This is a genomic window from Dactylosporangium sp. NPDC000244 (genome assembly GCF_040300725.1).
In the GTDB taxonomy this organism is placed as follows: Bacteria; Actinomycetota; Actinomycetes; order Mycobacteriales; family Micromonosporaceae; genus Dactylosporangium.
Map to the genome: position 1 here is coordinate 183220 of NZ_JBEPEH010000015.1, position 12333 is coordinate 195552.

General features: G+C 73.3%; 11 protein-coding genes. 8 read left to right on the top strand and 3 right to left on the bottom strand.

The window, feature by feature from the left end:
- Positions 1-12: 12 nt before the first annotated feature.
- Genes ABT369_RS22700 through ABT369_RS22710 form a run of 3 tightly spaced genes read right to left on the bottom strand, consistent with a single transcriptional unit; the run spans position 13 to position 2874 of the window.
- Positions 13-501, bottom strand: a complete 489-nt coding sequence (locus ABT369_RS22700; RefSeq protein ID WP_350614630.1) for a hypothetical protein — start codon at positions 499-501, stop codon at positions 13-15.
- A gap of 49 nt (positions 502-550) precedes the next feature.
- Complete coding sequence (locus ABT369_RS22705) at positions 551-2221, bottom strand: sensor histidine kinase (protein ID WP_350614770.1); 1671 nt, start codon at positions 2219-2221, stop codon at positions 551-553.
- 14 nt (positions 2222-2235) lie between these two features.
- Complete coding sequence (locus ABT369_RS22710) at positions 2236-2874, bottom strand: response regulator (RefSeq protein WP_350614632.1); 639 nt, start codon at positions 2872-2874, stop codon at positions 2236-2238.
- Positions 2875-2958: 84 nt separating this feature from the next.
- Here ABT369_RS22710 and ABT369_RS22715 point away from each other — a divergent pair, with 84 nt between their 5' ends.
- From ABT369_RS22715 to ABT369_RS22750, 8 genes are all read left to right on the top strand, one after another.
- Complete coding sequence (locus ABT369_RS22715; RefSeq protein ID WP_350614634.1) at positions 2959-3681, top strand: sigma 54 modulation/S30EA ribosomal C-terminal domain-containing protein; 723 nt, start codon at positions 2959-2961, stop codon at positions 3679-3681.
- Positions 3682-3726: 45 nt separating this feature from the next.
- Entirely contained in the window at positions 3727-5121 is a 1395-nt protein-coding gene (locus ABT369_RS22720; RefSeq protein WP_350614636.1) for a cytochrome ubiquinol oxidase subunit I, read from the top strand.
- A 21-nt stretch (positions 5122-5142) separates the two neighbouring features.
- Positions 5143-6147, top strand: a complete 1005-nt coding sequence (gene cydB / locus ABT369_RS22725; protein WP_350614638.1) for a cytochrome d ubiquinol oxidase subunit II — start codon at positions 5143-5145, stop codon at positions 6145-6147.
- The gene (gene cydD, locus ABT369_RS22730) at positions 6147-7781 is read left to right on the top strand and encodes a thiol reductant ABC exporter subunit CydD (protein WP_350614640.1); all 1635 of its coding nucleotides are present in this window, start codon (positions 6147-6149) and stop codon (positions 7779-7781) included. Before cydB ends, cydD begins: the two co-directional genes overlap by 1 nt.
- Entirely contained in the window at positions 7778-9505 is a 1728-nt protein-coding gene (cydC, locus tag ABT369_RS22735; RefSeq protein WP_350614642.1) for a thiol reductant ABC exporter subunit CydC, read from the top strand. Before cydD ends, cydC begins: the two co-directional genes overlap by 4 nt.
- Before the next feature lie 86 nt (positions 9506-9591).
- On the top strand, positions 9592-10014 hold the full coding sequence (locus ABT369_RS22740) for a pyridoxamine 5'-phosphate oxidase family protein (RefSeq protein WP_350614644.1): 423 nt from the start codon (positions 9592-9594) through the stop codon (positions 10012-10014).
- Between the two features lie 116 nt (positions 10015-10130).
- The gene (locus ABT369_RS22745; RefSeq protein WP_350614646.1) at positions 10131-11309 is read left to right on the top strand and encodes a nitroreductase family protein; all 1179 of its coding nucleotides are present in this window, start codon (positions 10131-10133) and stop codon (positions 11307-11309) included.
- Positions 11310-11669: 360 nt separating this feature from the next.
- Complete coding sequence (locus ABT369_RS22750) at positions 11670-12152, top strand: hypothetical protein (protein ID WP_350614648.1); 483 nt, start codon at positions 11670-11672, stop codon at positions 12150-12152.
- Positions 12153-12333 lie beyond the last annotated feature (181 nt).

Consider the following 12333-nt stretch of genomic DNA (forward strand, 5'->3'; position numbering starts at 1 on the left):
CACGCATGGTAATCAAATAAACACGTGGTGTTCGTTCGATTCGGGGCTAATGGAAGATTCGGGGCTGATGGAACCCGCGAGGTCCGGGACGTGCCGGTCCAGGGCGTCGTGGACCGGCGGCACCGTGGCCAGCGCGGCGCCCGCGACCGGGTCCGTCGCGCGCAACCAGGCCAGGTGCCGGGCCGCGTGCGTGGCGACCGCGTCCGGGCAGACGTGCGGCGGGCTCGGCACCCGCGGGTCGGGGGAGCGGGCGATGCCGTGCTCGGGCAGCACCCGGGCGCCGGGACCGGGCCGGCCGTCGAGGACCGCGGCGTACGTGAGCACCACCTGGCCGCCCGTGTACCGCCACGACGTCGAGTGCAGCAGCGTGAGCGGGTCGCCGGCGAGCGCCGCCGCGACCTCGTCCGGGGAGCGGGTGGCGACGTCGGCGCACCGTGAGTCGTAGTGCAGGCCGCCGTCGTCGGCGCCGAACACGAGCACTTCCACGCTGACCGGCGGCACCGCTGCAATCTATCGGCTGTTGCCAAGCATGTGCAACAAGCCGCACCGGTCAGACCGGGACCTTCCAGGAGACGCGCGTGCCGCGGCCCTCCAGCGGCTCCACCGAGCACTCGCCGCCGAGGTCGGCGGCCCGGGCGCGCATGTTGGGCAGCCCGTGCCCGACCGATGATCCAGGGGATGACCCGGCCGGCAGGCCGACGCCGTCGTCCTCCACCGTCAGGTTCAGCGCGCCGCCGCCCACGACGACGAAGACCCGCGCGGACGCGGCCCGGGCGTGCTTGGCGATGTTGCTCAGCGACTCGCGCAGCACCGCCAGCACCGCCGTGCGCTGGGCGTCGGGCACCGCGGTGTCGACCGGCCCGTCGATGCGCAGCACCGGGCGGAAGCCGAGCGACTCCTCGGCCTCGTCGACCAGGTCCCGCAGGGCCTTGCGCAGGCTGTTGCCGGCCGCCCCGCGCAGCTCGAAGATGGCCCCGCGGATCTCCCGGATCGTCGTGTCCAGGTCGTCGGTGACGCGGCCGATGCGCTCGCGGACCTCGTCCTGGGAGCTGCGGTACGCCGCCCCCTGCAACTGCATCCCGGCCGCGAACAGCCGCTGGATGACCACGTCGTGCAGGTCGCGGGCGATGCGCTCCCGGTCGCCGACGACGGCGAGCATCTCCCGCTCGTCCTGCGCCCGGGCGCGTTCGAGGGCGAGGGCGGCCTGCCCGGCGAACGTCTCGACCATCGCCAGCTCCAGGCCCTCGGTGATCGGCGCGCTCTCCCGGCCGAACGCGACCACCAGCGCCCCGAGCGCCACCCCGCCGACCGCCAGGGGCACGAGCAGCGCCGTGCCCGTCGGCAGCAGGATCGGCCAGTTCGCCGCGGCCCCGAGGTCGGTGACGACGGCCACGTGCCGGTGCTCGAGCACCTCCGCGAAGTCGCTGCCGGCGACCGGGATCGACCACCCGGCCGCGCCCGCCGGGCCGCCGACCGCCACCTCCACCACGAGACGGTCCTCGGCGGCCAGGAGCACCATCGCCAGCTCGGCCCCGGCGACCTCGCGGGCCCGGGTGGCGACGAGCTCGAGGGCCTCGGTGCGGCGCACCTCGCCCAGCAGGACCCCGGTGATCTCCGCCGCGGCGCCGAGCCAGCGCTGCCGCCGCTCCGCCTGGGCGTAGAGGCGGGCGTTGTCGATCGCGGCCCCGGCGGCCACCGACAGCGCCGCGACCAGGTCCTCGTCGTCCTGCGTGAACTGCTCACCGCCGTGCTTCTCGGCCAGGTACAAGTTGCCGAACACCTGGTCGCGGATGCGCACGGGCAGGCCCAGGAAGCTGTGCATCGGCGGATGGTTGGGCGGGAACCCGTAGGCGCGCGGGTGCTCGGTGATGTCCTTGAGCCGGATCGGGCGCGGCTCGTCGATGAGCAGGCCCAGCACGCCGTGGCCGCGGGGCAGCTCGCCGATCTCGGCCCGCTGCTCGGGGGAGATGCCGTGGTTGATGAACTCCACCAGCATCCGGTCCGAGCCGATCACGCCCAGCGCGCCGTACCGCGCCCCGGCCAGGGTGCACGCCGCCGCCACGATGCGCTGCAGCGTGCTGTGCAGGTCGAGGTCGGAGCCGATCGCGACCACCGCGTCGAGCAGCGCGCGCAGCCGCTCCCGGCTGGTCTGCACCTCCCCGACGCGGGTGAGTAGCTCCTGCAGCAGCGCGTCGAGGTCGACGCGGGACAGTTCCGGCAGTGGCAGCGGCGAGTTCACGGCTTCTTTTGTAGCAACCGCGACGCGAGCACCGCCGCCTGCGTCCGCCGTTCCAGCCCCAGCTTCGCCAGCAGGCTGGAGACGTAGTTCTTCACGGTCTTCTCGGCCAGGAACATCCGCTCGGCGATCTCGCGGTTCGTCAGGCCCTCGGCCACGTGCAGCAGGATCTTGCGCTCCTGCTCGGTGAGGTGCTTGAACTCGTCGGGCTGCTCGGGGCCGTTGCGGATGCGCTCGAGCACGCGCGCGGTCACCGCGGGGTCGAGCAGGGACTGCCCGGCCGCGACCCGGCGCACCGCGTCGACGAGGTCGGTGCCGTGGATCTGCTTGAGCACGTAGCCCGACGCGCCCGCCATGATCGCCGCGAACAGGGCCTCGTCGTCGTCGTACGACGTCAGGATCAGCGCGTTGATGGACGAGTCGATGGAGCGTACGTCGCGGCACACGTCGATGCCGCTGCCGTCGGGCAGCCGCCCGTCGAGCACGGCGACGTCCGGCCGCAGCGCCGGGATGCGATGCGTGGCCTCGACGGCCGAGCCGGACTCGCCGACCACCTCGATGTCGCCCTCGCGCTCGAGCAACTCCCGCAGGCCGAAACGTACGACCTCGTGGTCGTCGAGCAGGTACACCCGGATCATGCCTCCTTCATACCCAATCCGGGGGCCGGAAAGAAAGGACCTTCGGCACTGTCCTCCCCACGGGCGGCGTGGCCTTGTTGGAGCATGGACATCACCGCGCGCGGGCTGCGCCCGCACGAGCGTACCGCCGCCGAGGCGCTGTTCGGCGCGCTCGCCACCCGTCACCGCGTCGACGGGGACCTGCGGCTGCGGCTCACCGGGGCCGCCGCGGCGGGCGGGCCGATGCTCGTCCAGGCCAACCTGCGGCTCTTCGGCGCGCCCGCGCGCATCCAGGTCGCCGGCCGGGACCCCGCCGAGGCCATCGCGACCGGGGCCACGCGCCTGGACCGGCAGGTGCGCCGCCTGTCCACACGGTGGGAGCCGTGGCCCTGGCCCGACCCGGAGCGCCGCCCGCTCGCCGTGCCCGGGCGGCCCGCGATCACCAGGATCAAGAGCCCGCGGTTGTACCGCCAGAGCTTCTGCCAGGCCGCCGCGCACCTGGCGGCCATGGACTACGACGCGTACCTCTTCGTCGACGCCGCCACGGGCGAGGACGCGCTGGTGCACCGGGCCGGCCCCACCGGGCTGCAGCTGACCCGGCAGCGCAGCATGCACCCGGCCGAGGGGCCCGGAACCCCGGCGCCGACGGTGAACCCGCGCCGGCCGCCGGTGCTGAGCCCGGACGCGGCGGCCGCGCGCATGGCCGAGGGCTGGCTGCCGTTCCTGTTCTTCACGGATTCCGGGACAGGGCGCGGCAGTCTGGTGTACCGCCGCTACGACGGCGGCACCGGCCTGGTGCGGCCCGGAAAAGTCCCGCCGCGAATATGACCTTCGGCCCTGCGCGGGTCCCCGGTCAGGAAACAGAATCGCGTCATGGACAAGCTCGACCTGGCGCGGTGGCAGTTCGCGATCACCACCGTGTACCACTTCATCTTCGTGCCGATCACCATCGGCCTTTCGGCGCTCGTCGCCGGGTTGCAGACCGCGTGGGTGCGCACCGGCAAGGACCAGTACCTGCGCGCCACGAAGTTCTGGGGCAAGCTGTTCTTGATCAACTTCGCGATGGGCGTGGTCACCGGCATCGTGCAGGAGTTCCAGTTCGGCATGAACTGGAGCGCGTACTCGCGGTTCGTCGGCGACATCTTCGGCGCGCCGCTGGCCATCGAGGGCCTGCTCGCGTTCTTCCTGGAGTCGACGTTCCTCGGGCTGTGGATCTTCGGCTGGGACCGGCTGCCGAAGCGGGTGCACCTCGCCACCATCTGGCTCGCCTCGATCGGCACCATGCTCTCGGCGTACTTCATCCTCGCCGCGAACTCGTGGATGCAGCATCCGGTGGGGTACACGATGAACACCGCACGCGGGCGCGCCGAGCTGACGGACATCTGGGCCGTGCTGAGCAACAGCACCGCCCTGGTGACCTTCCCGCACACCCTCGCCGCGTGCTTCCTGACCGCCGGCGCGCTGCTGCTGGCGGTCAGCGCCTGGCACCTGCGCCGGCGCAACCAGACCGAGGTGTTCCGGCCCGGCCTGAAGCTCGGGGCCTGGGTCGTGCTCGTCTCCGGCGTCGCGGTGCTCATCACCGGCGACCTGCAGGCCCGGATCATGACCGAGCAGCAGCCGATGAAGATGGCGGCCGCCGAGGCGCTCTACGAGACCAGCAAGCCCGCGTCGTTCTCGATCTTCACGATCGGCTCCCTGGACGGGCGCTCGGAGGTGTACAGCGTGCGCATCCCGTCGCTGCTGTCCTTCATGGCCACCGCCGACCCGCAGGGCGAGGTCGAGGGCATCAACGACCTCCAGCAGCAGTACGCCGACAAGTACGGCGAGGGCGACTACGTGCCCTACGTGCCGATCACGTACTGGTCGTTCCGGCTCATGATCGGCTTCGGGGTGCTCGCGATGGCCGTCGCACTGCTCGCGCTCTGGAGCACCCGCAAGGGGCGGTTGCCCGGCGGGCGCTGGCTGTGGCCCGCCGCGGTGTCCACGGTCGCGATGCCGCTGCTGGCCAACTCCTTCGGCTGGATCTTCACCGAGGTCGGCCGGCAGCCCTGGACGGTGTTCGGGCTGTTCAAGACCGCCGACAGCGTGTCGCCGTCGGTGGCCACGAGCCAGGCCGCGTTCTCGGTCATCCTGCTGACCCTGTTGTACGGCGGGCTGGCGGTCATCGAGCTCGTCCTCATGCTGCGGTACGCCAAACAGGGGGCGCCCGAAATTGTCGTACCCGACGGCGAAGATGACCCCGACCGCCCGCTCGCGTTCGCGTACTGATCGAAGGGAGGAGGCACTCTCATGGAGCTCACCACCGTCTGGTTCATCCTCATCGCCGTGCTCTGGGCCGGATACTTCCTGCTCGAGGGCTTCGACTTCGGCGTCGGCATGCTGCTGCCCGTGCTCGGCCGCGACGACCGCGAGCGCCGGCTGCTCATCAACACCATCGGGCCCGTCTGGGACGGCAACGAGGTGTGGCTCATCGTCGCCGGCGGGGCCACGTTCGCCGCGTTCCCGGAGTGGTATGCGACGCTCTTCTCCGGCTTCTACCTGCCGCTGCTGCTGATCCTCGTCGCGCTCATCCTGCGGGGGCTCGCGTTCGAGTATCGCGGCAAGTCCGGCAGTCCACAGTGGAAGCGCTGGTGGGACGTCGCCATCATCGGCGGCAGCCTCGTGCCCGCGGTGCTGTGGGGTGTCGCGTTCGGCAACATCGTGCGCGGGGTGCCGATCAGCGCCGAGCACGAATACGTCGGCGGCTTCTTCAACCTGCTCAACCCCTACGCGCTGCTCGGCGGGCTCACCACCCTGACGCTGTTCCTGCTGCACGGGGCCGTGTTCCTGGCGCTGAAGACCGACGGGGAGATGCGCGAGCGGGCCGGCGGGCTCGCCGTGCGGATCGCGGCGCCGGCGGTCGTCATCGCCGCCGCCTTCCTGCTGTGGACCCAGCTGACCCACTCCGACGCGTGGGGCTGGGCGCTGTCCGGCGCGGCCGCGGTGGCGCTGATCGGGGGCGTGCTCGCGGCCCGGGCGCGCCGCGAGGGCTGGGCGTTCATCGCCACCGGGGCGACCATCGTGCTCGCCGTCGCCGCCCTGTTCGTGACGCTCTTCCCCGACGTGATGCCGACGACGCTCGTAGGCGGCGACTCGCTCACGACGACCAACGCGGCCTCGACGCCCTACACGCTGAAGGTCATGACCTGGGTCGCGGTGTGCTTCACCCCGATCGTGCTGGTCTACCAGGCGTGGACCTACTGGGTGTTCCGGCGGCGGCTGACCGTCGAGCACATCCCGGCCGGCGGGCACTGATGCGGCCCCTGGACCCGCGGCTGCTGCGCTACGCCCGGGCGACGCGCACCTTCATGGTGCTGTCGGTCGCCCTGGGCGTGGCCCTGGCCGGGCTCGTCGTCGCCCAGGCGACCCTCCTCGCCGAGGCGATCACGCGGGTGTACCTGCACGGTGCCGACGTCCGCGCGATCGGGCCCGTGCTGGGCTGGCTCGCCGCGGTGGTCGCGCTGCGCGCGGCGGTCGCCTGGGCCCAGCAGGCGGCCGCGACCCGGGCCGCGGCCGCGGTCAAGCGGGAGCTGCGGGCCCGGCTGCTGGCCCACGCGGCCGCGCTCGGGCCGGCCGCGGCTCCGCCCAGCGGGCGCCTCGCGACCCTGGCCACGCGGGGGCTCGACGCGCTGGACGCGTACTTCGCGAAGTACCTGCCGCAGCTCGTCCTCGGCGTGCTGGTGCCGGTCATCGTGCTGGCCCGGCTGGCCCCGGCCGACCTGGTCGCGGCCGGCACCGTGGCGCTCACGCTGCCGCTGATCCCGGTCTTCATGGCCCTCGTCGGCCTGCACACGGAGGCGGCCAACCGGCGCCAGTTCCGGCTGCTGACCCGCCTGTCGCATCACTTCCTCGACGTCGTGGCCGGCCTGCCGACCCTGCGCGTCTTCGGCCGGGCCAAGCGCCAGGCCGCCGTCATCGCGCGGATCAGCGCCGAGCAGCGCCGCGTCACCATGCGCACGCTGCGGGTGGCGCTGCTGTCGTCGCTGGTGCTGGAGCTGCTCTCGACGCTGTCGGTCGCGCTGGTCGCGGTCGGCATCGGCCTGCGCCTGGTCGACGGCGACCTCGGCCTCGCCACGGCGCTGCTGGTGCTGATCCTGGCCCCGGAGGCCTACCTGCCCCTGCGCCAGGTGGGGGCCAACTACCACGCGAGCGCGGAGGGCCTGGCCGCGGCCACGGAGGCGTTCGCGATCCTGGAGACGCCCCTTCCCGCGGCCGGGACCTCGGTTCCTCCGGCCGCGCCGGTGGTGTTCGACCGGGTCGTGGTCACCTACCCGGGCCGGCCGGCGCTGCCACCGTTCTCGGCGACGGTCGAGCCCGGGGAGTTGGTGGCGCTGACCGGCCCGAGCGGGTGCGGCAAGTCGACGCTGCTGTCGGTGCTGATGGGGTTCGCGACGCCGTCCGGCGGCACCGTGACCGTCGGCGGCACCGAGCTGGCCGCCGCCGACCTGGACGCCTGGCGGCGCCGGGTGGCCTGGCTGCCGCAGCGGCCCTGGCTCGGCGCGGGCACCATCGCCGACAACATCCGCCTCGGCGCCGGGGACGTGCCGCTCGCCGCGTTGCGCGCCGCCGCCGCCGAGGCCGGCGCGCTCGGGTTCATCGAGGCACTGCCGGACGGGTTCGACACGCCGCTGGGCGACGACGGGGCCGGGCTGTCGGCCGGCCAGCGCCAGCGCATCGCCCTGGCCCGGGTGTTCCTGCGCGATGCGCCGCTCGTGCTGCTGGACGAGCCGACGGCGGGCCTGGACCCGGCGACCGAGGCCGAGCTCCTCGCCGCGATCCGTGCGCACGCCGCCGGCCGCACCGTCGTCATGGCCGCGCACCGCCCGGCGCTGGTCGCCATCGCCGACCGGGCGATCGCGCTCCCGGCCGATGCGGAGGTGGCCCGGTGAACCGGCTGGCGCTGCTGCGCCCGGCGGCGGGGCGGCTGTTCGTGGCGCTCGTGGCCGGGGTCGCGGCCGCGGCCTGTGCGGTCGGGCTCATGGCGACGTCGGCGTGGCTTATCTCCCGCGCGGCCCTGCACCCGCCGGTGCTGCACCTCATGGTGGCGATCGTCGCCGTGCGGGCGTTCGGGATCGGGCGGGGCGTGTTGCGGTACGTGGAGCGTGTCACCGGGCACGACGGCGCGCTGCGGGTGCTGGGGGAGCTGCGGGTGCGGGTCTTCCGCCGCCTCGAGCGGCTCGCGCCGGCCGGGCTGGCCGGGTTCCGCCGCGGCGACCTCGCGGCCCGGCTCGTCGACGACGTCGAGTCGATCGTCGACCTGGTCGTGCGCGTCGCGCTGCCGATCGCCGTGGCCGCCGTCACCGGACTCGCCTCCGTGCTGCTCGTCTGGTCGCTGCTGCCCGCGGCCGGCCTGGCCCTGGCGGCGGGCGTGCTGGTGGTCGGCGTGGGGGTGCCGCTGCTGCAGGCCGCCCTCGTCCGCCGGGCCGACGCTCGCCTGGCCCCGCTGCGCGGCACGCTGGCGGCCGGCACCGTGGACCTCGTGCAGGGGCTGCCGGACCTGATCGCCGCCGGGGCCGTCGACGACGCCCTGGCCGCCCTGGACCGCACCGACCGCGAGCTGCTGACGGCCACCCGCCGCTCGAGCGCCGCGACGGGTGTGTCGGCGGCGGTGACCGCCCTGTGCACGGGCCTGGCCGTGCTGGCGGCCCTCGTCGCGGGCGCCCTGGCCGTGCGCGGCGGCACGCTGCACGGCGAGTTCCTGGCCGTGGTCGTGCTGACCCCGCTGGCCGTCTTCGAGATCGTCGGCGCGGTTCCGCCGGCCGCCCAGCACTTCGCCGCGGCCCGCACGGCCCTGCGCCGCCTCGCCGAGGTGGCCGCGACGCCGGACCCCGCACCCGACCCGGTGACGCCGGTCGCGCTGCGGCCCGGCGCGGCGGTTCCGGCCGCGGCGCCGGTCGTGCGGGTCGAGGGGGTGGCGGCGCAGTGGGTGCCGGGGCGGCCGGTCGTGCGGGACGTCTCGTTCGTGCTCGAGCCCGGGGCGCGGGTCGCGCTCACCGGGCCCAGCGGTTCCGGGAAGTCCACGATCGCCTCGCTGCTCGTGCGGTGGCTCGACCCCTGCGCGGGACGGATCACGCTCGGCGGGGTCGATCTGCGCGACGCGCGGGGGGACGACGTGCGGCACATCGTCGGATACCTCGGCGACGACGCCTACCTCTTCGACAGCACGATCGAGGCGAACCTCCGCATCGGCAAGCCCGACGCCACCGAGGCCGAGCTCGCGTCGGCGCTGCGGCGGGCGCGGCTCACGGAGTGGGTGCGGGGGCTGCCCGACGGCCTCGCGACGAGCGTGGGCGAGCACGGCGTCGCGGTGTCGGGCGGCCAGCGGCGGCGGATCGCGCTCGCGCGGGCCCTGCTCGCGGACTTCCCGGTGCTCGTGCTCGACGAGCCCACCGAGCACCTCGACGAGGAGAACGCGGTCGCGCTGCTGCGGGACCTGATGGCCGCGACCCGGGGCCGGACCGTGCTGCTGATCACGCACCGCACGGACGCCCGCGACTACGTGGACTCGGTCATCGCCCTGCACCCGGCCGCCGGGTCGTTCGGATCGGTCGCGGGTTTGAAGGGCGGTGACAGCGATGGTGCTTGCGTGTTCGCGGCGGCGGTCGCGGGTTGAGCCGGTCGTGACCTCGGCTCGCGGATTCGTCGCGTGCGGCGCCGGGGCGCATGCGTTGACAGTGGCTTCGGAGGGAGGCGATGGCGATGGGGTCGATGCGAGCGCTGGGGCGGCGGCGGTGTCTTGAACTGCTCGGCTCGGTGGCCGTGGGGCGCGTGGTGTTCACCGACCGGGCGCTGCCCGCGATCCGGCCGGTCAACCACCTGCTCGACGGGGAGACGATCGTGATCCGCAGCAGCCTCGGCGGCGGGCTGGCGTCGGCCGCGACGGCGCACGGGTCGCTCGTCGTCGCGTACGAGGCCGACGAGATCGACGCCGGCACGCACACCGGCTGGAGCGTCGTGGTGACCGGGACCGCGCGGCTGGTCATGGACGAGGAGCGGCTGCGGCGCTACGAGGAGGCGCTGCGACCCTGGGTCGACGAGCCGATGAACTGCGTGATCGGCATCGAGTGCGACCTGGTCAACGGCTTCCAGCTGGCCGGGACGAACCCCGCGGGAGGGGGATGAATCGGGCATTCGCGTGGGAGATCCCGGGGAATCAGTGACTTCCGGCCCTGCCCGGCGGCGCGGGTCCGGGCGACCGTTGGATGAACACCGGAAGCGCCCCGCCTGAGGAGACCGCTATGAACCGCAACCTTCGCGCCGAGCTCGATCTCGTGGCCGAGGCGTCCGTCGCGGCGCTGCGGGCCCCCTCGATCCTCAACAGCCAGCCCTGGCGGTGGCGGCTGGCCGGGGACCACGCCGAGCTGTGGGCCGACCGGTCGCGGCAGCTCACCGGGCTGGACCCCGACGGGCGGCTGCTCATGCTGAGCTGCGGCGCCGCGCTGCACCACGCGGTCGTGACGCTGCACGCGGCCGGGTACGAGGCGGCCGTCGACCGGCTGCCCGACACCGACCGGCCGGATCTCGTCGCGCGGTTCGGTCGCGGCCCGGCCCGCCCCGGCCACGTCTCGGAGGCGAACGCGAGCACCGGCGATCGCGGCCGCGGCGAGGCTCCGGGGCCGGCCGCTGCACACCCGGGCCGCGACGGTGACCCGGCCGCGGTGGGTGTGCGTGGTGGCGATCTGGTTCGTGACGGTGAATCGGCGGCGGCGGGTGTGGGCGGTGGCGATCCGGGTCCTGACGGTGAGCTGGCCGCGGTGGGTGTGCGTGGTGGCGATCGGGGTCTTGACGGTGAGCTGGCCGCGGCGATCGAGTGGCGGCACACGGACCGGCGGCCGTTCGGCGACGAGCGGCCCGCCGACGCGGTGCTGGACGAGCTGCGGGCGGCGGCGGGGCGGCACGGGGTGCACCTGCAGATCGTGCGGGACGATCAGGTCACGGCGTTCGCGGGCGCGGTCGCCCACGCCGGGGAGGTCGAGCGGGAGGATCCGCGGTTCCGGGCCGACCTGCGGGCCTGGACCAACCGGGCCCACGGGGACGGCGTCACGACCCAGAGTGTCGTGGCGACCACCCGGCGCACGGTCGCGCCGCGGGACTTCGCGCTCAAGGCGGGACTGGCGGCCGGGCCGGGGAGCGACCGGGGCACCGTGTACGCACTCTTCGTCACCGACGGTGATGAGGCCCGGGACTGGCTGGCGGCCGGGGAGGCGCTCTCCGACGTGTGGCTCACGCTCACCGCGCGGGGGCTGGCCGCGTCGCCGATCAGCGAGGTCGTCGAGGTGGCGGGCGTGCGCAACGCGCTGCGGGGGCTGCTCGGCGGGGTCGGTAACCCAGCCGTCGCGATGCGTATCGGCGTCCCGGTACAGGAGGACGCGCCGCCGGCCACCCCTCGCCGCTCGCCGTCCGCCGTGCTCAGCTGACCGGTCCCGCAGCAGTCACCGAGAGCCGGGTGCGCAGAGGCAACCAAGCACAGAGGCAGAGCGCAGAGACAAATGCGCTTCGTCCGTGACAACGGGACCCGGTTTTCGGTGAGCTTGGGTCCCACCAGCCGTCGTCCGGTTCTTGTGTTCGTGAGTTCGGAACCCATCCATGTAGACGGACCGGGATGCGGCAAGCCCAACGCGGGTCGAGGCACCCAGCGCGGCGCTTGATTCAAGAGGCACCGCCGACTACGGCCCGTGATGGGGGCGGCTGGCGCAGTCCGCGCAAGGCCGCGGATCGCGGCTACTTGTCGGATGGCCTGTGGTGCCGCTGCACCGAGCAGGTCGGATGATGTGAAGGTGTCGACAGACGAGTACGACGGCTACGAGTCGATCGGTCTGCGGGAGCACTTGACTCGCCTGCTTGCCGGGTACGACCTCGATGAAGAGGATCTCGAGGGCAGCGTTCGCATGCGCACGCTGCCCTCGGGTGTCGCCCACGCCGGCGAGATCGCATATCTCGTGCATCGGTCGGTCCTTCGCCCGCACGGCGCGTTTCCCTGTGCCGGTGACGATGAAGCTCGCGAGTTCTGTGAGGACGTAGCCGACAAGATGATGCACGCCTTCGGCATCTCCCGGACCGAGGCGGTAGCCCGTATCAATCGGCACTGGTCTGAGCCGGGGAGTCCGGACGGTGATGTTCCTCGTGTATGGATCGTCGGTAACAGCCTTGCCTACCACGACGAACCTGCTGATTGGGCTACGGGGATCTATTACGGATTCAATGGCCGCTGGTGGGACCCGGGTGGCGATCGGCAGCCTTTACCACCGCCGGCCTCATGATCCGCCGGCCTTGAGATTGATGCCGCGAACATCATCCGCATCCGGAGCGCGGGCGGTACGGAGCGTGAGGGCCGTCCTGGCCGCCGCGCACGAACCGCGGCACGTCAGTCGTTCGGCGGTTGTCGAAGTCTGGCTCAGATGCGATATCGACCGAAGACGATCAATCGCCCATATGGTCGAT

Excerpts from the sequence above, each read along its gene's own strand:
- cydD (WP_350614640.1), top strand. The coding sequence starts at position 6,147 with ATGCGGCCCCTGGACCCGCGGCTGCTGCGCTACGCCCGGGCGACGCGC.
- ABT369_RS22715 (WP_350614634.1), top strand. The coding sequence starts at position 2,959 with ATGGACATCACCGCGCGCGGGCTGCGCCCGCACGAGCGTACCGCCGCC.
- cydB (WP_350614638.1), top strand. The coding sequence starts at position 5,143 with ATGGAGCTCACCACCGTCTGGTTCATCCTCATCGCCGTGCTCTGGGCC.
- ABT369_RS22740 (WP_350614644.1), top strand. The coding sequence starts at position 9,592 with ATGGGGTCGATGCGAGCGCTGGGGCGGCGGCGGTGTCTTGAACTGCTC.
- ABT369_RS22745 (WP_350614646.1), top strand. The coding sequence starts at position 10,131 with ATGAACCGCAACCTTCGCGCCGAGCTCGATCTCGTGGCCGAGGCGTCC.
- ABT369_RS22720 (WP_350614636.1), top strand. The coding sequence starts at position 3,727 with ATGGACAAGCTCGACCTGGCGCGGTGGCAGTTCGCGATCACCACCGTG.
- ABT369_RS22710 (WP_350614632.1), bottom strand. The coding sequence starts at position 2,874 with ATGATCCGGGTGTACCTGCTCGACGACCACGAGGTCGTACGTTTCGGC.